The 21,378-nt window shown below is 52.0% G+C and carries 21 protein-coding genes; 17 read left to right on the plus strand and 4 right to left on the minus strand.

What is annotated here, in order from left to right:
- Nucleotides 1-110: 110 nt before the first annotated feature.
- The 10 genes from V7676_RS08740 to V7676_RS08785 all read left to right on the plus strand — a co-directional run bounded on the left by V7676_RS08740 (nt 111) and on the right by V7676_RS08785 (nt 11,408).
- Nucleotides 111-1,757 (plus strand): tetratricopeptide repeat protein, encoded by a 1,647-nt coding sequence (locus V7676_RS08740; protein WP_335659304.1) that lies wholly within the window; start codon nt 111-113, stop codon nt 1,755-1,757.
- A 72-nt stretch (nt 1,758-1,829) separates the two neighbouring features.
- Complete coding sequence (guaA, locus tag V7676_RS08745; RefSeq protein WP_335659305.1) at nt 1,830-3,389, plus strand: glutamine-hydrolyzing GMP synthase; 1,560 nt, start codon at nt 1,830-1,832, stop codon at nt 3,387-3,389.
- A gap of 69 nt (nt 3,390-3,458) precedes the next feature.
- The gene (locus V7676_RS08750) at nt 3,459-3,950 is read left to right on the plus strand and encodes a hypothetical protein (protein ID WP_335659306.1); all 492 of its coding nucleotides are present in this window, start codon (nt 3,459-3,461) and stop codon (nt 3,948-3,950) included.
- A 420-nt stretch (nt 3,951-4,370) separates the two neighbouring features.
- The gene (locus V7676_RS08755) at nt 4,371-5,378 is read left to right on the plus strand and encodes a zinc-dependent alcohol dehydrogenase family protein (RefSeq protein WP_335659307.1); all 1,008 of its coding nucleotides are present in this window, start codon (nt 4,371-4,373) and stop codon (nt 5,376-5,378) included.
- 296 nt (nt 5,379-5,674) lie between these two features.
- Entirely contained in the window at nt 5,675-6,043 is a 369-nt protein-coding gene (locus V7676_RS08760) for an ArsC family reductase (protein WP_335659308.1), read from the plus strand.
- A gap of 214 nt (nt 6,044-6,257) precedes the next feature.
- Entirely contained in the window at nt 6,258-7,130 is an 873-nt protein-coding gene (gene panB, locus V7676_RS08765) for a 3-methyl-2-oxobutanoate hydroxymethyltransferase (protein ID WP_335659309.1), read from the plus strand.
- A 153-nt stretch (nt 7,131-7,283) separates the two neighbouring features.
- Nucleotides 7,284-8,069 (plus strand): tetratricopeptide repeat protein, encoded by a 786-nt coding sequence (locus V7676_RS08770; protein WP_335659310.1) that lies wholly within the window; start codon nt 7,284-7,286, stop codon nt 8,067-8,069.
- Nucleotides 8,069-9,415: an outer membrane protein assembly factor BamB family protein gene (locus V7676_RS08775; RefSeq protein ID WP_335659311.1), complete on the plus strand. Its 1,347-nt coding sequence runs from the start codon at nt 8,069-8,071 to the stop codon at nt 9,413-9,415. Before V7676_RS08770 ends, V7676_RS08775 begins: the two co-directional genes overlap by 1 nt.
- 30 nt (nt 9,416-9,445) lie before the next feature.
- Nucleotides 9,446-10,837 (plus strand): ribosome biogenesis GTPase Der, encoded by a 1,392-nt coding sequence (gene der, locus V7676_RS08780; RefSeq protein ID WP_335659312.1) that lies wholly within the window; start codon nt 9,446-9,448, stop codon nt 10,835-10,837.
- A gap of 133 nt (nt 10,838-10,970) precedes the next feature.
- Nucleotides 10,971-11,408, plus strand: coding sequence for an Hpt domain-containing protein (locus V7676_RS08785; RefSeq protein WP_335659313.1), 438 nt, complete (start codon nt 10,971-10,973; stop codon nt 11,406-11,408).
- Between the two features lie 4 nt (nt 11,409-11,412).
- Here V7676_RS08785 and bfr read toward each other — a convergent pair whose 3' ends face one another.
- From bfr to V7676_RS08800, 3 genes are all read right to left on the minus strand, one after another.
- Nucleotides 11,413-11,889 carry a bacterioferritin gene (gene bfr, locus V7676_RS08790; protein WP_335659314.1) on the minus strand — a complete coding sequence of 159 codons (477 nt, stop codon included), beginning with the start codon at nt 11,887-11,889 and terminating at the stop codon, nt 11,413-11,415.
- A gap of 116 nt (nt 11,890-12,005) precedes the next feature.
- Entirely contained in the window at nt 12,006-12,176 is a 171-nt protein-coding gene (locus V7676_RS08795) for a (2Fe-2S)-binding protein (RefSeq protein WP_335659315.1), read from the minus strand.
- 72 nt (nt 12,177-12,248) lie between these two features.
- A complete protein-coding gene (locus tag V7676_RS08800) occupies nt 12,249-13,496 on the minus strand; it encodes a DUF418 domain-containing protein (protein WP_335659316.1) in 1,248 nt (415 codons plus the stop codon).
- Between the two features lie 372 nt (nt 13,497-13,868).
- On the opposite strand from V7676_RS08800, the gene V7676_RS08805 reads away from it, so the two are divergent.
- From V7676_RS08805 to V7676_RS08815, 3 genes are all read left to right on the plus strand, one after another.
- Nucleotides 13,869-14,672, plus strand: coding sequence for a Coq4 family protein (locus tag V7676_RS08805; RefSeq protein ID WP_335659317.1), 804 nt, complete (start codon nt 13,869-13,871; stop codon nt 14,670-14,672).
- Between the two features lie 181 nt (nt 14,673-14,853).
- The gene (locus V7676_RS08810) at nt 14,854-15,165 is read left to right on the plus strand and encodes a hypothetical protein (protein ID WP_335659318.1); all 312 of its coding nucleotides are present in this window, start codon (nt 14,854-14,856) and stop codon (nt 15,163-15,165) included.
- 37 nt (nt 15,166-15,202) lie between these two features.
- Nucleotides 15,203-16,732, plus strand: a complete 1,530-nt coding sequence (locus V7676_RS08815; RefSeq protein ID WP_335659320.1) for an FAD-binding protein — start codon at nt 15,203-15,205, stop codon at nt 16,730-16,732.
- A 4-nt stretch (nt 16,733-16,736) separates the two neighbouring features.
- Here V7676_RS08815 and purL read toward each other — a convergent pair whose 3' ends face one another.
- On the minus strand, nt 16,737-18,947 hold the full coding sequence (gene purL / locus V7676_RS08820) for a phosphoribosylformylglycinamidine synthase subunit PurL (RefSeq protein WP_335659321.1): 2,211 nt from the start codon (nt 18,945-18,947) through the stop codon (nt 16,737-16,739).
- Nucleotides 18,948-19,146: 199 nt separating this feature from the next.
- Between purL and V7676_RS08825 the strand changes: the two genes are divergently transcribed.
- The 4 genes from V7676_RS08825 (at nt 19,147) to V7676_RS08840 (ending at nt 21,345) form a co-directional block, all read left to right on the plus strand.
- Nucleotides 19,147-19,746 carry a 2-hydroxychromene-2-carboxylate isomerase gene (locus V7676_RS08825; protein ID WP_335659322.1) on the plus strand — a complete coding sequence of 200 codons (600 nt, stop codon included), beginning with the start codon at nt 19,147-19,149 and terminating at the stop codon, nt 19,744-19,746.
- An 81-nt stretch (nt 19,747-19,827) separates the two neighbouring features.
- Entirely contained in the window at nt 19,828-20,007 is a 180-nt protein-coding gene (locus V7676_RS08830) for a DUF1289 domain-containing protein (RefSeq protein ID WP_335659549.1), read from the plus strand.
- 172 nt (nt 20,008-20,179) lie between these two features.
- The gene (locus V7676_RS08835) at nt 20,180-20,440 is read left to right on the plus strand and encodes an exodeoxyribonuclease VII small subunit (protein WP_335659323.1); all 261 of its coding nucleotides are present in this window, start codon (nt 20,180-20,182) and stop codon (nt 20,438-20,440) included.
- Nucleotides 20,441-20,478: 38 nt separating this feature from the next.
- Nucleotides 20,479-21,345 (plus strand): polyprenyl synthetase family protein, encoded by an 867-nt coding sequence (locus tag V7676_RS08840; RefSeq protein ID WP_335659550.1) that lies wholly within the window; start codon nt 20,479-20,481, stop codon nt 21,343-21,345.
- The last annotated feature ends 33 nt before the right edge of the window (nt 21,346-21,378 follow it).

A 21,378-nucleotide genomic window follows, 5' to 3' on the forward strand; every position in this document is an offset into this window, starting at 1 on the left:
TTCGATCATCTTGCAGGCCTTATCAACGCCCATGCAGTTGAACCAGCCAGACGGGCAAGATTTGATTCCAATTAGACATTCCTAAAGGATTATCTGGCTATTAAACATCAATGATTCATGCGCTAAAATCTGCCATAGCTGCATCTTTATTTGCCATTTCCCTGACGCTCAGTGCTTGCTCGACCGGCGGCAGCGATCCGATGGCGGATGCTCAGGCCGCATTTTCTGAGAATGACTATCGCGCAGCGCGCATCTATTTGATGTCTGCGCTCAAGGAAAATAGCGCTGATCCAGCGGCAAATTTACTTTATGGCAAAACTCTGCTGCATCTCGGCGATGGCATTGCAGCGGAAGCGGCGTTCAAGAAACTTGCGGAAAATCAGGGATATCAGGCGGAAGTGCGAAGCCTGATGGCCCACGCGCTATTATTGCGTAATATGCCGGAGCGCGCGCTTGAGCTGACGGAAAGCTCGGATGCGGAATATGCAGGTCTTGCCTATTGGGTGAGAACGCAGGCATTGTTGCAGTTGGGCCGCGAGGATGAAGCTTTAGCGGCCATGTCCGATGGGCTGGCTGCTGTGCCGAATGATCCTGCCCTATTGGCTTTGCGTGGCAATTATGATGTGGATCAGCATAATATTGGCAAAGCCCAGAAGACCGCTGAACTTGCCCTAAAATATGGACCCGGCAATCTTGATGCATTGCTGCTTTCAGGCCGATTGGCCTTGATACGTCAGGACCTACCAGCAGCAAAAGCTATGTTCGAAAAAGCGCTCAAACTATATCCCGACAGTGTGACGCCGCTACTTTCGGTGGCCACCATTAATGCGGGTATGGGTAATGAGAAACAGGCTAAAGCAAATTTAAAGCGGATATTGCAGCTGGCTCCCGGTCATCCGAAGGCGCTTATTGTGATGGCAAAAATTGCATTTAACGATGGTGATGTCGACCGCGCGCAAGCGCTTGTTCAGAGCGCTGGCGAGGCGTTGAATGATGTTCCAGATGCGGCTTTGTTGCGCGGAGAAATCGCCTATTTGAAAGGCAATCACGAGCAAGCAACTGACTGGCTGCGCAAATTTTTGGTTGAGCGGCCCGGTCATGTGCAAGCGATAACGCGACTTGGGTCTGCACTGTTCGCGACCGGCAATGAAGTGGAAGCTTATAAGATAGTGAAGCCAGCGGCCGAGCGCGCTAACGCAACTCCGCAATTGCTGTCTTTAGCGGCGAAGCTCGGGAAATTACAGAATGATCCGCTGGCTGCAAGTTTCAGGATCCGCTCCCAAATACCGCAGGGCCGGGATGATATTGAGCAGAAGATGGCCGAGGCAGGGAAGGCCATTGCGAGTAAGCAATGGGCGAAAGCAGAGGTCATTTATGCCAGCTTGCGTGCTTCAGGCCTTGATCGCGATGCTATAGTCATGAATGATAGCGCTTTGGTGCAGCTGGAATTGGGGAAAGCGGCCAAGGCTGTGTCGTTCGCCCGGGCTGCGTTGGCGCTGACGCCCGGCGATCCTAACATATTGGATACGATGGGTTGGACCTTATTGCAATCCGGTCAGGATAAGAGGGAGGCGTTGAAATTGCTGAGGCAGGCTACATCCCGTGCTCCGGGTAATCTCGAGATTCGCTGGCACCTTGCGAATGCGCTGGCCGCTAATGGTCAAGCGGCAGAAGCCAAGCGGGTTATTTCTAGCCTCAAAGCCTTTGCAAGTGGCGATCAGCAGACAAAAATCGATAAGTTGCTGGCACAATTGTAAGTTTGTGCAGAAACTTATTATTCTGACCTACAATCTATAGACTCTTTCCCCGGGTCAGATTAAGCGCTGTTCATGTCTATAGCTCATGAAGAAACCATTCTGATCGTCGATTTTGGCTCTCAGGTCACGCAGCTTATCGCCCGCCGGGTCCGTGAAGCGGGGGTCTATTCCGAAATAGCCCCATTTAACAATGCCGAAGAGGCATTCGCACGGATGAAGCCCAAGGGGATAATCCTTTCCGGCGGCCCTGCGAGCGTCACCGACGACGGTAGCCCGCGTATTCCGCAGGCCTTTCTTGACGCCGGTATCCCGGTGCTCGGCATTTGTTATGGTCAACAGGTCATGACCACGCAATTGGGCGGTCAGGTGGAAGGCGGCGAAGGCGGTGAATTTGGCCGCGCCTTTATCGAGATTGCCGAAAGTTGCGTATTGTTCGACGGCCTGTGGAAAGTCGGTGAGAAGCATCAGGTGTGGATGAGCCACGGTGATAAAGTCACTGAATTTGCCCCCGGTTTTCGCATCGTCGCAACCACCGAGGGTGCTCCATTTGCGATTATTGCGGATGATGAGAAGCGCTTTTACGGCATGCAATTTCACCCCGAGGTCGTGCATACGCCTGACGGTGGACGCTTGATCGCCAATTTCGTGCGCCATGTCTGCGGCTGTGCCGGTGACTGGACGATGGCGGAATTTAAAGAGGCCAAGATCAAGGAAATCCGTGCGCAAGTTGGCGACGGAAAAGTAATTTGCGGCCTTTCCGGCGGCGTCGATAGTGCGGTTGCCGCTGTGCTAATCCATGAAGCCATTGGCGATCAGTTGACATGTGTCTTCGTAGACCATGGTTTGATGCGGATGGGTGAGGCGGATCAAGTGGTGAGCCTGTTCAAGGGCCATTATAATATACCGCTGGTGAATTTGGATGTTGAGACATTGTTTCTCAACGGCCTGAAAGGCGAGACGGACCCTGAAAAGAAACGCAAATTTATTGGTAAAACCTTTATCGATGTATTTGAGATTGAAGCGAAAAAAGTCGGCGGTGCGGATTTTCTTGCGCAGGGCACGCTCTATCCCGATGTGATCGAAAGCGTGTCTTTTACCGGGGGGCCAAGCGTCACCATCAAATCGCATCATAATGTCGGCGGCCTTCCCGAGCGCATGAATATGCAGCTGGTCGAGCCATTACGCGAACTGTTCAAGGATGAAGTCCGCGAACTGGGCCGCGAACTGGGGCTGCCGGAGATTTTCGTCGGCCGGCATCCGTTCCCCGGACCCGGCCTCGCGATCCGTATTCCTGGCGAAGTTACCAAGGATCGCTGTGACATTTTGCGCAAAGCCGATGCTATCTATCTGGAAGAAATCAGAAATGCGGGCCTATATGACGCGATCTGGCAGGCCTTTGCCGTGCTACTCCCGGTAAAAACCGTCGGCGTGATGGGCGATCAGCGAACCTACGACAATGTCTGCGGCCTGCGCGCCGTGACGAGCACCGATGGCATGACCGCCGATGTTTATCCGTTTGATGCCAGCTTCCTGACGCGTGTGTCGACGCGGATTGTCAATGAAGTGAAGGGGATTAACCGGGTGGTTTACGATTATACCAGCAAGCCGCCGGGCACTATTGAGTGGGAATAATTCGGAAATAGCGGCTGTCTGGGGGACATTCGTCCGGATTATTCGGCGACGTAAGGAGCCGCAGAATTCATGATGAAGCCGGCTGACTGGACTAAAAAAATGTCGGTTTGGCAGTCGCCAGATCAAATGAGAATGCTCGTTTATGATTGTGCTCAGTCTGTTGGGGGAACGGCAGTGCTAGCTAAACACGGGTATGGTTTTTGGCGGGATAGTTGGATCCCAGCAGAGTATTCGAGGCTTTCGGGAGCCGATCAGGTGCGACTGATCGATGCTGATTTTCCAGATTTTGAAACAAGTCAAATTGGTATTGAAAAGCAGTTTGAAGCTACGGAAGTGCTGGAACCCACTAGAAGGCGTGGTGATGAAATTAAAGCGGACGTTGTGAGAGCCGAAGCGGGGCTCTCGACCGTTAGAGACGACCCATCGGAGCGTTGGCTAACTTGGGGATCGGCAAATTTAGCTCTGAAAGAGGCATCCGATAAAAGGGGAAAAGAACTATCCCAGCGAGACAGGGTTGGTGATCTATCTGAACTGGTCAGATTATTTTGTTTCCGAGGATAGAATTGTGTCCATCATGTCGGATGCCACCGAAAAAGCGAGACTCAAGTTTCAATCTATCGATATTCTTTGGCGGCAAACAATATTTCACGTATGGAAAGACGGGTACAATATATCAAGGCCATAACACCTCGTCATGCTGAATTTGTTTCAGCATCCATCGTGATACAATCATCGACTGCGAGGGGGCGAAGTGGACCCCGGATCAAGTCCGGGGTGACGAAATCGCGTACAAAACTAGCAAATAGCAAGGGATCGCGGCACTCTTAGTGCCCTTTGTCTTCGTGCGAGAAATTTCAAACGCTTGCGCTCTGCCGAAGGGTATCCTTGACGAGCTGGTCAGTTCGACAATTTCGACACTAGACCGCGCATGATGCGATGCTATCGTGAGAAAAACCAAATCATAAAAGAGGAATTCCACCCATGAAAGCCATCCAACTCCAAGCGCCAGCATCGCTCGATAATCTCAAACTAGTCGACCTGCCCGATCCGGCCGCTCCCGCTTCAGGTGAAATCGCGGTCCGGCTGCGGGCATCGTCGCTCAACTATCATGACTATGCGGTGGTCAAGGGAATGATTCCGACCACCGAAAACCGTATTCCTATGTCCGACGGTGCGGGCGAAGTAACCGCTGTGGATGAGGGCGTGACTGAGTTTAAAGTCGGCGATGCGGTGGTTTCTACGTTTTTCCCTGACTGGATCGATGGCCCGGTGCCTGACGACGGATTTGCCCGCGTGCCCGGTGACGGCATTGACGGCTATGCTTGCGAACAGGCGGTCGGACCGGTGACAGCATGGACCCATGCGCCAAAGGGTTACAGCTCGGCGGAGGCAGCGACGCTGACCTGCGCGGGCCTCACGGCTTGGCGTGCTTTATTTGTTGATGGCTCCGTCAAGCCCGGAGATAAGGTGTTGGTGCAGGGTACGGGCGGCGTGTCGATTTTTGCGCTGCAATTTGCCAAGGCGGCTGGCGCGACTGTGATTGCGACTTCGTCATCCAACGAAAAGCTGGAGCGGCTGAAGGCTTTGGGCGCAGACCATCTGATCAACTATAAGGAGGTCGAGGCCTGGGGGCCGAAAGTGCTCGGACTGACCGGTGGAGTCGGTGTTGATTGCGTGGTCGAAGTTGGCGGGCCGGGCACGCTCGATCAGTCGATGATAGCAACGCGCATTGGTGGGCATATTGCGTTGATTGGGGTGCTGACCGGTTTGTCCGGTCCGGTGCAAACCAGATTGCTGATGGCCAAAAACCTGCGCGTACAGGGCCTGACCGTTGGAAGTCGTGCACAGCAGATCGAGATGATTGCTGCGATTGAGGCCAACGGTATCAAGCCAGTGCTCGACAAGCATTTTCCGCTCGCTGATCTCGCCGATGCCTTCCGTCATCAGGAATCAGGCGCGCATTTCGGCAAGATTGTTGTTGATATCTGACCCATGATGCTTTTGGGTAATCGGAATTATAATGTTCGGGCTATCGGCTTCTACACAGCGTTGTAATATAACGCGTCGCATGTCGTAACGATTGGCCGGAAATTATTTTGATTTTTAGCCAAATCGTTATGAAAGCGCCCATATAGCTTAATCATCGCGCGCCTATGGGCTGCACTGCAGTTTTACTCCGCCAGCGATTGCCTCTTGCGCGGTTGTTATTTGTGGCTAATCAAATCTGGGAACGCATTGCTGGTCGAAATAAAGAGCAATGTCTGAAAATCAGGATGAATCAAGTCATGGCTAATGTAACAAAAATGTACGGAATTTCCAACTGCGACACCGTTAAAAAGGCGAGGAACTGGATGGAGCGGAATGGCATTAATTATGTCTTCCACGATTACAAGAAGTCGGGGATTACCAAAGACCTGTTGGAGCTTTGGGTGATGCAGGTGGGCTGGGAGCCTTTGCTCAACAAGCGCGGCACCACTTTTAAGAAGCTGCCCGATATGATGAAAGAAAATATCGACGAAAATACAGCTATTATGTTGATGGTAGAAAGCCCGAGCATGATCAAGCGGCCCGTGCTGGAACATGGTGAAGCTTTGGTCGTCGGCTTTAAGGCCGCTGATTATGAAGCAGTTGGACTGACAGCGCGCAACGGCTGAGACCTGCGGATATAACCCCGGCCAACGATAATGTCCCATGGCGCTGTTCCGATTGCCGGGGCATGGCTATTGGGGCACGGCTCTGTTCTGGCGACTGGACTCGATGGTCTATATATACTTGATTTTATATCCCAAACGCGGTCTGCTATTCGTTCGGCCGCTATGATTCCATGTTAGTCTGGCTTTAACGTTTCTTGGGGGCTATTAGAAAGCCATGTCTACAACATTCACACTCGATACTTCGACAAGTCGCGCCAATCCGACACCGCAACCGCTGAAAAGATTGACCGTTCCGCTCATCCAACGACGCAAGTTTGAACGGAAAACCGAGGAACCTCTAGTCATGTTGACGGCCTATACGGCCCGAACAGCGCAATTACTCGATGCGCATTGCGATATGTTGCTTGTTGGGGATTCCCTTGGTCAGGTGATTTATGGTTTTCCTTCCACTCTTTCCGTTACGCTGGACATGATGTGCAATCACGGTGCCGCAGTTGTGCGCGGTAGCTATCACAGCCTGGTGATCGTGGACATGCCATTTGGGTCTTACGAAAAATCGCCGGAACAAGCGTTTGAATCGGCAAGCCGGATTATGGCGGAAACAGGATGTGCGGCGGTGAAGCTTGAGGGCGGGCAATCGATGGCCTCGACGATCTCTTTCCTCTCTCAGCGCGGTATTCCGGTAATGGCGCATGTGGGACTAACGCCGCAGGCGGTCAACGCGTTGGGCGGCTATGCGGCCCGGGGGCGCAGTCAGGAAGAGCATGAAAAAATCATTGCAGATGGCAAAGCTGTGGCGGATGCCGGCGCTTTTGCGATGGTCGCAGAGGGTATATTGGAGCCGATCGCTATTTCTTTAACCAACAGCGTGGATGTGCCGGTAATCGGCATCGGGGCATCTGCTCATTGTGATGGTCAGGTGCTGGTCACGGAAGACATGTTGGGAATGTTTGAACGCACGGCACGTTTTGTGAAACGCTATCACAATATTTCTGAAAATATTGAACAGGCTGTCGCTAGCTATGCGAGTGAGGTTCGGAGCCGCAGTTTTCCGGCGGCGGAGCAGCTTTATCAACCGAAAAAATAGTTCTGACATTTTTAAATAACAACCACCCGTTCAGCATCTGGAAATGGACGATATACTTGGACATTTCATGCATGATCGGTAAAGGACTGGCGATAGAATTTTGGGAGCTTGTTTCATGCTTCCCCATAAGTATAAATATTGAAGGAGGCCGGATTGGCCAAAGACGATAAAAATATACCGGACGAAAAACAAGATCGTCAAGATCAAGTGTTCATGCGGGAAGTCGATGACGCTGTTCGTGACGATGATCTGAAGAATTTTGGTCGCCGTTTTGGCGTCTGGATCGCCGTACTTGTTGTTATCGGCTTGGCTTCGCTGGCGGGCTGGATATTCTATAATAATAGCTTGGATGAAGAGTCTGGATTGCGCAGCGAAGAATATGTTGCTGCTATTGATAGCGTGAAGCGGAATAATCTGGACGGCGCGGATGCGGCATTGAAGCCGCTCGAAGAAGCAAAGCAGGCAGGCTATCAGGCCGCGGCCAAATTGATGCGGGCTAATATTGCGCTGGAAAAGCAAGATACGAAGGCGGCGATTGCCGGCTATCAGGCCGTTATCGATGATGCCGATTTGCCCCAACCTTTTCGCGATCTTGCGCTGATCCGGCAAACCACTGTCGAATTCGACAAGTTGAAGCCACAGGAAGTGATCGACCGGTTAAAGACACTCGCGGTTCCGGGTAATCCATGGTTTGGCAGTGCGGGCGAAATGGTTGCGCTATCTTATCTGAACCTGAAAAAAAATGATCTGGCAGGGCCGCTATTTGCTCAATTGGCAAAGGATGACGGCGTTCCACCGACAATAAGATCGCGCGCCTTGCAGATGGCAGGCGTGCAAGGCATTGATGCTGTCGAGCTGGATACCGATAATAAAACTAAGCCCGCTAATGGGACTGTAAATTCAGCAGGTCCTGCGGCGAGTAAGGGAGAAACAGAATAATGATGTCAGTTAAGAATAAGCACGTCTCAAAGATCTGCGCTGGACTGATCACACTCTCTCTATTGTCTGGTTGTGCAATTCTTGGCAGTGGTGGCGACAAGAAAAAAGCTACGCCGACATTGGGCGAGCGGACGAATATCCTGACCGGTGAAAGTGGCGCGGAAGTTGATCCAGCACTAGCTGGTATTTCGGTCATTGTTCCCACGGCCCGGGAAAATGCTGATTGGGCCCAACCGGGTGGTAATGCCGGCAAGTCAATGGGCCATATTGCCTTGGGTTCCGCAACGACTCGCGTTTGGACCGCCGATATCAGTGGCACTAATAAGCGGGAACGTTTGGCGGCCGCTCCGGTTGTTTCAAATGGACGGCTCTATGCCGTTGATACACAGGCAATGGTGCATGCTTTTGATGCTGTGACCGGCGCGAAGATATGGTCAACGCAAATTGAAGTGAAAAATGATGTTAAATCGTCGCGGTTTGGCGGCGGTGTCAGTGCAGAAGGATCGATGGTCTATGCAACCAATGGCGTCGGCGACGTCGTCGCACTAAACGCAGCAGATGGCAGTGAGCTTTGGAAAGTTCGGCCAGCGGGGCCATTGCGCGGTGCTCCGACCCTGTCTAATGGCAATGTCTATGTCATGACTCAGGATAATCAGATTTACGCGCTGAAGCAGAGTGATGGCGCCGTACAATGGAATGAAGCGGGTACCGTTGGTCTCGCCGGAATTTTCGGTGTTGCGGCACCAGCTGCGGCACAAGGTACAGTTATTGCTGGCTATTCGTCCGGGGAGCTGACCGCCTATCGCTATGAAAATGGGCGCAATCTTTGGAATGATGCCTTGGCGAGGACCAGTATTTCGACTTCTGTCTCCACGCTTTCCGACATTGATGCCGATCCCGTGATTGATCGCGGCCGTGTTTTTGCACTGGGACAGGGCGGCCGGATGGCAGCTTATGAACTCGTGACCGGTCAGCGGATTTGGGAACTCAACATTGCCGGTATCGCAACACCAGTTGTAGCTGGCGAATGGGTGTTCGTGCTGACCGACGACGCGAAGCTATTATGTATCGCGCGGCCAACCGGAAAAGTGCGGTGGATTAGCCAATTGGAAGCTTACCGCAACGAAAAGAAGAAGAAAAACCCGGTCAACTGGACAGGTCCGATATTGGCTGGCAATCGATTGATCGTTGCCAGCACCGAAGGCGACGTGGTTTCCGTATCGCTGGGTGAGGGTAGCAGCACAACCTTGGTTGATTTAAAGCAAGGTGTATCTCTGCCGCCAATCGTTGCCGGTGGAATGCTATACATATTAGACAATAGCGGCCGCATTTCTGCGTTCCGCTAGAGTATTTAGATAAGGAACGGGACCGGCCATATGCTGCCCAATATTGCAATTATCGGGCGGCCCAATGTGGGCAAGTCCACTTTGTTCAACCGGCTTGTCGGCAAAAAGCTAGCACTGGTTGACGATCGTCCTGGTGTGACCCGCGACCGGCGGGAGAATGCCGCTAATCTGCTGGGTCTTGAATTCAACATTATAGACACAGCCGGTTATGAGAATGAAGACGCAAAAAGCCTTCCCGGGCGTATGCGGCATCAAACGGAACTGGCCGTTGCGGGCGCAGAATTGGCGCTATTCGTAATTGATGGCCGTGCCGGCCTGACACCTCTTGATGAGGAAATTGCGCGCTGGTTGCGGAGTGCTAAAACACCAGTCATTTTGTTGGTCAACAAAGCAGAAGGAAAGGCCGCCGAATCCGGTATTTTGGAAAGCTATGCTCTCGGCTTTGGCGACCCTATTCCGTTGAGTGCAGAACATGGCGATGGCATTGCCGACTTGTTTCAGGCGATACGCCCTTATGTCGAAGCGTTTGAGGCAGCAGCAGAGGATGAGGTGGTTGACGAAACATCGCCTTTGAAAATGGCGGTTGTTGGTCGGCCCAATGCGGGTAAATCGACACTGATTAACAAGATGCTTGATGATGACCGGCTGATTACCGGACCGGAAGCGGGGATCACTCGCGACAGTATTTCGGTGGAATGGGTCTGGCATGACAACGCGCTGACCGAGGATGAAAAGCTTGATGGTATTGAACCGGATCGCAAAGTTCGCCTGATTGATACCGCAGGGATGCGCAAACGCGCAAAAGTGAACGACAAGCTTGAGAAGCTGTCGGTTGCTGATGCCAAGCGCGCCGTTGATTTTGCAGAAGTCGTGGTGCTTCTTCTTGATGCGACAAAGGGGCTTGAGGCGCAGGATTTGCGGATTGCCGATCAGACCATTCAGGAAGGGCGTTGCCTCGTCATTGCGATAAACAAGTGGGATGTGGCTGACGGCCCAAGCAAGTTGTTCAATGGCATTCGTGCTGCGTTGGACGATGGTCTCGCGCAGGTCCGCGACGTTCCATTAATCCCGGTTTCGGCCTTTACCGGCAAAGGGATTGATGAGCTTATGAAAGCGGCCTTTAATACGCGGCGGATTTGGTCGCAGCGGGTTGCTACCGGTAAATTAAACCGTTGGTTTGAAGATGCGATTGAAGATAATCCTCCGCCAGCACCGGGTGGGAAACGCATTAAGTTGCGCTATATTACGCAGGCGAAAACCCGTCCGCCGTCTTTTGTGATTTTCGGAACACGGGTCGATGATCTACCAGAAAGCTATCGCCGGTATCTGACGAACGGGATCCGCCGCCAACTGGGCTTTGGCGGTGTACCGATACGTTTGATTATTCGGGCTGCGAAAAACCCGTATCACGACAAAGATTAGAGCATCGGCTTTGTCTAATCGCGCTGGATATATGGTTAATAATATTCGATGAGGTAACGAAGTCTTTAAGGTTTGTGCCCTACTTGAGGGAATATGAGTATCTTTCCAGATATTCCTCAAAGGGACATAGGCTTTGGCACAAACTGATAGCGACCTGATTGACTGGGCTGTTTTTGGCGAGACTCGATCTTCGCTCGGCCCTGATTTCGTTCGCATATTGGGCTATTTCCGCGAAGATGGAACGCAGTCTGTTTTACAAGTCGAAATCGCTATGCGGGCCAAGGACGCCGGAGCGATGATCATGTCTGCTCATAAGCTGAAGGGCGAGGCACAGCAATTTGGAGCGGCCCGTTTGGCATTGATGGCCGAGGAAATTGAGATGACTGCACGAAAATGTGTGGAGTATCATCAAGCACCGGACGAATTATTGGAACAAGTTGTACGCTTGCGTCCCTGTTTCGACGAAACATTACCAATATTGGAACATGAATCCAGCCCGGTGGTGCAGCGCCAAACCATGGGTTTCGGGCGCCGCTCCACCAGCCTTGGCAGCTATATTAGCAACCGCTAGATTATCATTCCGCTGATTCTGATTGCAGCTGAATGTAATTTTCAATGCCCATGCGTTCGATCATATCAAACTGCTTCTCGAGCATGTCGACATGTTCTTCCTCGCTTTCGAGGATTTCAGCAAATAGATCACGCGTGACATAGTCGCGGACTTTCTCACAATGCTCAATGCCGTCTTTTAGCGGCGGCAATGCCTCATTTTCCAAGGCCAAGTCAGCCTTCAAAATTTCCTCTACCGTTTCGCCGATTTTCAAACGACCGAGCAGTTGGAAATTTGGTAGGCCGTCGAGAAATAGAATACGCTCGGCAAGCTTGTCCGCATGCTTCATTTCATCGATGGATTCTTCATATTCAAACTTCGCCAGCTTGCTGACGCCCCAATTGTCGAGCATCTTGCTGTGTAGGAAATATTGGTTGATCGCGGTAAGCTCATTTTTCAAAGCTTCGTTCAAATATTCAATAACTTTGGTGTCGCCCTTCATGGAACACTCCTTTTAGCAGGGGATGTAATGTAAAGCGCTATACACTAATACAGACCCGTAGCCAAGTTTTCGTTCCCGAAAAAGCTAGTTATTTCAATGATTTGATAAAGAGAATGCTAAGCGGTCGCAACTTCGCTTTCGATAATGGTTCGTGCGAACGACAGGCACTGGCCGCATTTCGGTTTCCGTCCGAGCTGCGCATAGACCTGACTTGGACGGTCGGACCCGCTACGAACCGCAGCCCGTAGGTCTTTTTCCCGTATCGCATTGCATACACAAACAACCATGTGCTCTCCTTATGCGACTCGTATATAGCTAATGAGAATAGATCGCAATATCAAAAATACAGTTTTTCTTTGTCAGCGAGAAATTGCCATCGGTTGCAGCTCGCGCCGTGCCAAGGAGCGCCACAGCCATTCCAGCGGCCCGTAGCGGTAACGCATCAGCCAAGGTTTTGACCATAGCAGCATGGTGATCCATGTACTGAACACAAGCACGACCATCTGAGCGCGTCCCACGGTGCTGAATAGTCCCAAGCCCCAACCGTAGAATATAAAGGCCATGACAAGGCTGGTCCCGAGATAATTGGAAAAAGCCATTCGTCCGGCCGCAGCGACGCGGTGAAGCAACGGTTGATGTCCAAAGCGTTGGATAAGCATGATCAGTAAAGAAACATAGCCCGTGGCCATCACCAAACGGGGCAAGGCGGACCAAGCTTGCGTGATGTTCATAATCAAAATAATATCGAATTTCTTATACACTGCCAGCAAGGCCATGGCCGTGAAGAATAAGGTTCCAATCGCAGTGGCCCATATACCCAAGCGGCGATAAAGGAGGGGATCGGCTTGGCCGAGCAGGAAGCCGGACTTATAAAGCCCCATGCCTATCATCATCAGTGGGATGGTTTCCAACGGACTAAGAATCAGATTGTCAAATGGTGTGCTGACCTGTTGGGTTAGCTTGTCCATTAGCAGATGCCAGAAAGACCCGCGATAGAGTGCTGTTTCTTGCGCCAGGCTTTGGACGGATATGCCGAGACCATCGATCATTTCTGCAAAATCGTCCAAGATTTCCGGGCTGGCATTTGGCTGGGCGGCTTGCATCTGGAGGTAAAACATACTTCCCAAACCCAATATGAGGAGAATAGCCGCGATGATATAGGCTAGCACACCGGTCTTGATGAGCCTTTCGCTGGACCAGTCGCGGAACACATAAACGACCGCGCCGGACACGGCATAGAGAAATAATATATCCCCCCACCACAGCAGAAAAAAATGACACAATCCGAATATTCCCAGCCAGAACATCCGGGAGAAATGAACATGCGCAGGAGATTGTCCTGTCGCCGCCGCACGTTCGATCACCAGCATCATGCTGGCCCCGAACAGCAGCGAGAATATCGCGCGCATCTTTCCATCAAAAAAGATAAATGATATCATCCATGATGCAATATCGGATGGACTACCGGGCGTGCCGATGACCGGACTGACATAGGCCATTTCCGGAAAACCAAAGGCGGTTATATTCATCCACAATATGCCCATGACCGCAAAGCCGCGAAGCGCATCCAGCGTTATATGACGGATTTGGGGCGTAGTCGCGTTCATTAGTATATCCCGACTGTATTATAAAAATAATACAGTCCCTTATAGTTAGCTTGCAATGGCGTCCAGCGGCTTTTTTAATCTTCGCATGCATAGATATGGTCGCGGCTGCCCCAGCTTTCCTGACCACTAATATAATCAAAAGGCTTTATGGCACTTTCCTCTATTTTTCTCGATAGTTGGTGCCAAAAACAAGGTACGTAACAAATTTCAAAATTCACACAAAACACACCCTCTCAAGCGGACGGCTTCGTAATGCACTGGCTTAAACGCATAGGTATCGGCCGCTCTGTAGGAAAGCGAATATCTACTATTGACATTTATGTTAATAGTAGATATTGCAGTGTACCTGATAATGATTGAAGCGATTCTGATATGACGACTTCCCCCCAGATTGTGGCGCCGGTGAACATGCCAATGGTAAACCCTGCGCACGCCATTTCTAAAATGCGTCCGGTAAAGGCGTTTCGTCATTTCCGTAAATTGATTGCGGATAAGGAAGATACGGCGGAAGTTTTTCACATCATCGAAGCGCTGGCGGGCAAAGCTTTCATCCGCAATGCGAAGACGTTTTTGAAAAACCCTCACGCACAGGAATTGATGGAACGGAATGTCGACTTGCCGACAATGCTGGATAATCATGATAAATTGCAGAAGCTGCCCAGCGATAGCTTGGGGCAAGCCTATGTCCGCTTCATGGAAAAGGAAGGATTGACCGCTGCCGGACTGGTTGCGGAATCTGCCCGTTATGGAGCAGACTATCAAAAGCGCAATGATATTACCGAATGGTTTGGCGACCGGATGCGCGATACCCATGATTTATTGCATGTTCTAACCGGCTATGGCCGCGACGCATTGGGGGAACAATGTGTGCTGGCCTTTACCTATAGCCAGAACCCCAATCTTGGAATCTTGTTCATCGCCTATGCCGGTGCGTTGGAAATGAAAAAACAGGCACCATCTAATGCGCCGGTGCTGAAAGCTGTCCGGGAAGGACAACGGCTCGGCAAGGCAGCCAAACGATTGGCTTATTATGATATCGAGAAGATTCTCGCCATGCCGATCGATGAAGCCCGCGCGTTTCTGAATATCGGCGAGCCGGCTTTTTATAAACAAGCGCATGTTACTTATGAGGCGCAGGGAATCGATCCTTATAATTTGCTGGGTCAACCAGCTTAAATCTCCAAAATTTCAAGTTTTCGCACCATATTCTATGTGGTGTTCGTACGCGATTGCTCCGATTTGGCGTAAAACCCCCATTGTGATGGGTCTCCATTTCCGCAATAATCTGTTTAGATCGCCTGAGTTTCCCGGTCTTGAGTATCATCTTGAAGCTGCTGATGAGAAGGAGACTATTGTCATGGACATGCGAATGGGACTGGTTCTAATCGGCGCGGTGCTTTTGTCGGCCTGCGCTGAACATCGGCTGGTCGTGCAGCGGCCCAATCCCGACGGTGAACAGGCTATAGTTCACAGCAATGCTTTTTTTCTGCCCAAGGGACAGCCACGCAATGTGGCCGCGTGCCAGACGAACCTGATTGATGAAGTGCGCGTGCACACGAATATCGGACAGTCGCTGCTTTCAGTCCTGACGCTGGGCTTTTATCAACCCGCAACCATCGAATATTTCTGCGCCAAAATCCCTTCGGGCGAAGGCAGTACGGACGAATAATGTGCCTAATAGAGGCTCCATTAAGGGGAGAGGATAAATGCCGCCTGACGCCCAGATCCAGACCGAAAATAATTTCCTGTGGGTGAACCATCACTTTAATATCAAAGTGCCGATTGCCAAACATTTGAGGGTCCATAATGAAAGCCCAACGCGGGCAACCATGTCGGGAATGCGCGCAACGGCGGCGCGGTTGCAAGGGATTATCGCAGATGCGTTGACGGCTGGCGTGCAAATCCGGGCTTGCGGTTCGCGCTGGTCTTTTTCGGATATTCCAGTGGTGAAAAATGGCTGGGTCGTCGAGACTGCCAATCTTGATTGGACGTTTAAGGTCAGCGCAAATGACGTTGATCTGGGCAGCGGGACATCGGCTGATGATCTCTATCTCGTGCAATGCGGAACAAATATTTCGAAGATTAACGAACGGCTGGAAACAAAATCCCGCCGCCGCGCCTTACGCACATCGGGCGCGAGCAATGGCCAGACGATTGCAGGGGCCATCGGCACCGGTGTGCACGGCTCGTCCATTGATGTTGGCGGAATGGAGAGTGAGGTTGCGGGCATACAACTGCTTACCGCGACGCAGAATCTGTGGATTGAGCCAGCGCGAGCGCCAGTGATGACGGCGAATTTTGCGGCCAAGCTCGGCGCGACATTGGTACGTGATAATGCAAAATTTGATGCCGCGATTGTGAGCTTGGGCGCATTGGGCATCGTCCATTCCGTCATGCTGCGCGGCACGGGGCGCTATCTGCTCAATTCCTCGCTGCTCCATATTCCTTACGGTCAGTTGCAAGGTGCGCTCAACATGCTCGATTTTCGGGGGTCAGGTCTACCGGATCAAACCCGCAGGCCATATTTTTTTCAGGTAATCCTTGATCCGCATAAGATGGATATCGGCTATACGACCGTGCGCTATAAAGAGTTGTGCCCACCGGACTATGAGGCGGATTATAATCTGAAATCCGAAGCCGAGCCGGGGACCGATTTGCCGCGCCTGATTGCATCGGCGATCAAGATGTTTCCTGACCTACGCGATACGGCGGCCAGTCTGTTGATCCAGAGCGAGTTGAAAGTGCGTTCTGACCGCCCGCATGAATGGCGGCTGCCCGGTGAAACATATAGCTTTACTAGCGCGCGGGAGGGGATCGCCAGTTCCGGCTTTGCAGTGCCAATTGCGCAAGTCACCAACGCGCTTGATATTTTGCGTGCGGCCTTTCAGGTCCATAGAAGCGCGCCGGTTGTCTTCACCTGCCGCTATGCGCAGAAATCACCGGGGATATTATCATTCACGCGTTTTGACCCGTGCTGCGTCATTGATATTGACGGCATCGACACGCCCGCAGCGCGCAAGCTGATTACCTTGGCAGCGGCGCGGCTGGAGGCAGCGGGCATGCCCTTCACCCAGCATTGGGGCAAGATGAACGACCTCACCAAAGCGCGCGTGCGCCAAGGCTATGCCGGTAATGTGGATCGCTGGAATCAGGTGCGCAAACTTATCCTGCCGGATGCGGCAGAACGGCACGCATTTTCCTCGCCATTTTTGGACAAGGTCGGATTGAACGCGTGAGGCGTTAGGATTGCATCCAGTCGCGGAAGAAGCTGTCACTGGCTTCACGCAGGTCGGCAAGAGATACCGAACGCCCTTGAATATCCAATGCGTCGCCGCCGGTTGTGCCGATCCGCCACATGGGTATGCCCGCCGCCTGTATCTTGTCCGCATGCGCACTCGTGACAATATAGCGCGCCTGATCTTCACCAAAGGCGGTCATATGATCGCCCAGTTCTTCGAGCGATGCACCGATATTACCGGCCAAGGCCATTTCGGCAATCGCGACGAGCAAACCGCCGTCGGAAACATCATGAACGGCGGTGGCTTTCTCGCTGTCGATCAATTCGCGAACAAAATCACCATGGGTTTTTTCCAGATCAAGGTTGACCGTGGGAGCCGTACCATCTTCGCGGCCATGAATTTCCTTAAGCCAAATGGATTGGCCGAGCTGCCCATTATTATGGCCAATGACGAAAATGGCTTCGCCTTCTTTTTTGAAGGCGATGGTTGCCATTTTATCAAGATTATCGAGCAGTCCTACCGCGCCAATAGCCGGTGTTGGTAAAATTGCGTGGCTGATGCCATCTGCACCGGTCGTCTCGTTATACAGGCTGACATTGCCGGATACGATAGGCATGTCGAGCGCCAAGCAGGCTTCTGCCATGCCTTCGATACAGCCGACAAATTGCGCCATGATATGCGGTTTTTCAGGATTACCGAAGTTCATGCAATCAGTGGTCGCCAGCGGCGTTGCACCGACGGCGGTGATGTTGCGATAGGCTTCTGCAATCGCTTGTTTGCCGCCCTCGACCGGATCGGCTTTGCAATAGCGTGGGTTGCAATCTGTGGTGATGGCAAGGCCTTTGTTCGTGCCGTGGACGCGCACGACAGCGGCGTCTCCTCCAGAACGCTGGCAAGTATCTGCGCCAACCTGGCTGTCATATTGTTCCCAAATCCAGCGGCGTGAAGCGAGGGCAGGGCTGGCCATCATTGTCAGCAAATCTGCGCCAATATCGGCACAGGCCGGAATATCGTCCAGCGGTTTGATGGCGACATGTGCCTTATATTCTTCCTGCGTCAGATGCGGACGGTCATAAAGCGGTGCGTCATCAGCCAGTGGGCCGAGCGGAATATCGCAGACGGTTTTGCCTTTGTGGGTCAGCACCATGCGGCGCGTGTCGGTCACTTCGCCGATGACAGCAAAGTCTAGTTCCCACTTGGTGAAGATCGCTTCGGCCATTTCTTCGCGGCCGGGTTTCAGGACCATGAGCATGCGTTCCTGACTTTCTGACAGCATCATTTCATAGGCGGTCATCTCGGTCTCGCGGCACGGCACTTTGTCCATGTCGAGGATGATACCGACTTCGCCATTGGTCGCCATTTCAACGGCGGAGCTGGTCAGACCAGCCGCGCCCATATCCTGAATCGCGACAATGGCATCAGACGCCATCAGCTCAAGGCAGGCTTCGATCAGCAGTTTTTCCGTAAATGGATCGCCAACCTGCACAGTCGGGCGCTTTTCATCGCTATCGTCGTCAAATTCAGCGCTCGCCATGGTCGCGCCATGAATGCCGTCGCGGCCGGTTTTGGAGCCGACATAGACAATCGGATTGCCGACACCGCTGGCCGCAGAATAGAAAATCTTGTCTGCATCAGCGACGCCAACGGTCATCGCGTTGACGATGATATTGCCGTCATAGGCTTCATGGAAATTGGTTTCGCCGCCAACGGTAGGGACGCCCACGCAATTGCCATAGCCGCCAATGCCCGCGACGACACCTTTGACGAGATGCTTCATCTTGGGATGTTCTGGTCGTCCAAAGCGCAAGGCGTTGAGATTCGCTACGGGCCGCGCGCCCATGGTGAAGACGTCGCGCAAGATACCGCCGACACCGGTCGCTGCCCCTTGATAGGGTTCGATGTAGCTTGGGTGGTTGTGGCTTTCCATTTTGAAAATCGCAGCCTGTCCGTCACCAATATCGATCACGCCCGCATTTTCACCCGGTCCGCAAATCACCTGAGGGCCGGTGGTCGGTAATTTCTTCAAGTGCAAGCGCGAGCTTTTATAAGAACAATGCTCTGACCACATGACCGAGAATATACCAAGTTCGGTAATATTCGGCGTGCGGCCGAGCGCATTTAATATGCGCTGATATTCTTCCTTGTTGAGGCCATGTTCGGCAACAATTTCGGGTGTGATGATTTCGGCGGTGCGCGAGGATGTTTTTGTCATGAAGACCCTTTAACGAGCCGTCCCGATTCCGCCTAGTGCGAATTATCAGTTTTGCATCACCCGTTGCATTTACCCCTGGAACATGGTTTCATAATGAAACTTAAATGGAGCGATGGCCGGAAGGATATTATGAAAACTCGTCACGGGCTACTTGGAATAGACGCAGGCACTTCCTGCCGAATCAAAAAGGATATATTGCATGGGTAAGACTATTGAACTTGTTTTCGATTTTGTTAGTCCCAATGCCTATCTGATCTGGCAGCCGCTAAAGGCATTGGCTGAAAAACATGACGCCAAAATTGAAGTGATCCCGGCATCTCTTGGCGGTATGCATAAGCTGACAGGCAATGCGCCGCCGTTCATTAGGGACGCGGATGTGAAAGGCAAAAACGCTTATGCCCTGTTAGAGATGACGCGGTTTATCGAAAAGCATCGCCTAACAAAATGGCAGATGAACCCGCATTTTCCATTTAATTCCATCAGTCTACAGCGCATGCTTGTTGCGGTTGACCCTGTGAAACGTGCTGCGCTTATAGAAATATTGCTGCCCCCAATTTGGGAAGAAGAATTGGACGTTACGGACGTGGAAGCGCTCGGCAAAATCATTGAAGATGGCGGCTTTGACGCGAAGGAGCTATTCGCAAAAACTCAAGAGTCAGCGGTGAAACAGACGCTTATCGACAATACCGAAAAAGCTGTCGCGCGGGGTGCCTTCGGCATTCCAACAATCTATGTCGGAGACGAAATGTTTTTCGGAAAAGAGCGCTTGGCGCAAATTGAGGAGCAACTGGCCGCTTAAACCCGTCGTCGCAATCTCTGGTTTTTTTCCTAAAAGAAAACGGCCTTGCGGGGCCACCGCGATTGTGCTGATGACAGCCGCATGGAATCTCCCTGCAATAACATCTGCGTCATAGACCGTCCAAGCGGTCTTTGTGTCGGTTGTGGGCGCAGCTTGTCTGAAATCGCAGAATGGGCGTCTGCCCCGCCGGGTCGCAAGCGGCAGATATTGTCTGTATTGCCTGCCAGAATGCGGGAACTGATGGCAAAATCAAAGCGTTGATGCACCCATATCAGGAGCGGCTGTAAGTCTAGTATTTTCTATGCTTTCACGAACCTTGGTAACAAATAGGATGTCAGTGCCCGCGTTACACAGGTGGCGAAGATAGCCATACTGATCAAATTGCGCGTTCGGGGCCTTGACCCAAACCCAAAGCGTCGTCATTGGAATGGACATGAGCGAAACTATCGAAGATGTGTCCGACGACACCGTCAATTTGAACTTTGAAGATGCACTTAGGCGTCTGGAAGATATTGTCAGAAAGCTGGAAAGCGGCGATGTTCCGCTGGATCAATCCATTGCTCTATATGAACAGGGCGAAAAACTGCGCGGATTGTGCCAGAAACGCTTGGAAGATGCGCAGGCGAAGATCGAAAAAATCACGCTTGATCGCAATGGTAAGGCGCAGGGCGTCACTGCCTTTGACGCCGATTAACTGTGGCGGCTAATAATAATCTGGATCTGCAGCAGGAAATGGCCGGTGTCGCCGCTGCGATTGATAAGCAGTTTGATCTGATATTGACTGTGCCAGACGACGCACGGGCCCAGCTTTATGAAACAATGCGACACTCTGCTATTGGCGGAGGCAAGAGATTGCGGCCATTATTGGTTATGGCAACGGCGCGTTTGTTCAACGTCGAAGAAAATTGTGCTTTACGAGCGGCCACTGCTTTGGAAGCTTTGCACGTTTATTCGCTGATTCATGATGACCTGCCTTGCATGGATGATGACGAAATGCGGCGGGGCAAACCAACGGCGCACAAAGCTTTTGGTGAGGCTCAGGCAGTTCTTGCTGGTGATGCGCTTCATGCGCTGGCGTTCGAATTGCTGGCAGATGAGAAGACCCATAGGGATCCGTTCGTTCGAGCTGAAATGGTGGCTTGTCTCGCCAAAGCCGCAGGCTCATCGGGCATGGCTGGCGGGCAGATGATGGATCTTGTCGCTGAAACCACCACATTTGATTTGCAGACTGTAACGCGGTTGCAGCAGCTTAAAACCGGAGCCTTGATAAGCGCCTGCGTAGAAATTGGCGCTATATTGGGCCGTGTTGCACTGGATGGCCGGACGGGACTTCGTGGCTATGCCCATGACCTTGGCCTCGCGTTTCAGATTGCCGATGATATCCTGGATGTTGAGGGTGATGAGGCGCTTGCCGGCAAGGCTCTGCAAAAAGACGAAGCGGCTGGAAAACAGACTTTTTTAAGCTTGATGGGACTGGAGCGCGCCAAAGATCAGGCGCAGATGCTGGTTGATCAAGCCAAATCACATTTAAAGGGCTATGGCGAGGAAGCCAATTTGCTTCGCGCGATTGCCGAATTTACGGTCCAGCGAGACCGCTAAACGAGGTCTGAACAGGGACTGATGAGGGGGAAT

This window comes from Parasphingorhabdus sp. (assembly GCF_036963805.1).
In the GTDB taxonomy this organism is placed as follows: Bacteria; Pseudomonadota; Alphaproteobacteria; order Sphingomonadales; family Sphingomonadaceae; genus Parasphingorhabdus.

Excerpts from the sequence above, each read along its gene's own strand:
- V7676_RS08835 (WP_335659323.1), top strand. The coding sequence starts at position 20,180 with ATGAGCGAAACTATCGAAGATGTGTCCGACGACACCGTCAATTTGAAC.
- V7676_RS08825 (WP_335659322.1), top strand. The coding sequence starts at position 19,147 with ATGGGTAAGACTATTGAACTTGTTTTCGATTTTGTTAGTCCCAATGCC.
- V7676_RS08760 (WP_335659308.1), top strand. The coding sequence starts at position 5,675 with ATGGCTAATGTAACAAAAATGTACGGAATTTCCAACTGCGACACCGTT.
- V7676_RS08795 (WP_335659315.1), bottom strand. The coding sequence starts at position 12,176 with ATGGTTGTTTGTGTATGCAATGCGATACGGGAAAAAGACCTACGGGCT.
- V7676_RS08740 (WP_335659304.1), top strand. The coding sequence starts at position 111 with ATGATTCATGCGCTAAAATCTGCCATAGCTGCATCTTTATTTGCCATT.
- guaA (WP_335659305.1), top strand. The coding sequence starts at position 1,830 with ATGTCTATAGCTCATGAAGAAACCATTCTGATCGTCGATTTTGGCTCT.
- V7676_RS08815 (WP_335659320.1), top strand. The coding sequence starts at position 15,203 with ATGCCGCCTGACGCCCAGATCCAGACCGAAAATAATTTCCTGTGGGTG.
- V7676_RS08830 (WP_335659549.1), top strand. The coding sequence starts at position 19,828 with ATGGAATCTCCCTGCAATAACATCTGCGTCATAGACCGTCCAAGCGGT.
- V7676_RS08840 (WP_335659550.1), top strand. The coding sequence starts at position 20,479 with ATGGCCGGTGTCGCCGCTGCGATTGATAAGCAGTTTGATCTGATATTG.
- V7676_RS08775 (WP_335659311.1), top strand. The coding sequence starts at position 8,069 with ATGATGTCAGTTAAGAATAAGCACGTCTCAAAGATCTGCGCTGGACTG.
- purL (WP_335659321.1), bottom strand. The coding sequence starts at position 18,947 with ATGACAAAAACATCCTCGCGCACCGCCGAAATCATCACACCCGAAATT.
- V7676_RS08805 (WP_335659317.1), top strand. The coding sequence starts at position 13,869 with ATGACGACTTCCCCCCAGATTGTGGCGCCGGTGAACATGCCAATGGTA.
- V7676_RS08800 (WP_335659316.1), bottom strand. The coding sequence starts at position 13,496 with ATGAACGCGACTACGCCCCAAATCCGTCATATAACGCTGGATGCGCTT.
- panB (WP_335659309.1), top strand. The coding sequence starts at position 6,258 with ATGTCTACAACATTCACACTCGATACTTCGACAAGTCGCGCCAATCCG.
- V7676_RS08750 (WP_335659306.1), top strand. The coding sequence starts at position 3,459 with ATGATGAAGCCGGCTGACTGGACTAAAAAAATGTCGGTTTGGCAGTCG.
- V7676_RS08755 (WP_335659307.1), top strand. The coding sequence starts at position 4,371 with ATGAAAGCCATCCAACTCCAAGCGCCAGCATCGCTCGATAATCTCAAA.
- der (WP_335659312.1), top strand. The coding sequence starts at position 9,446 with ATGCTGCCCAATATTGCAATTATCGGGCGGCCCAATGTGGGCAAGTCC.
- bfr (WP_335659314.1), bottom strand. The coding sequence starts at position 11,889 with ATGAAGGGCGACACCAAAGTTATTGAATATTTGAACGAAGCTTTGAAA.
- V7676_RS08810 (WP_335659318.1), top strand. The coding sequence starts at position 14,854 with ATGGACATGCGAATGGGACTGGTTCTAATCGGCGCGGTGCTTTTGTCG.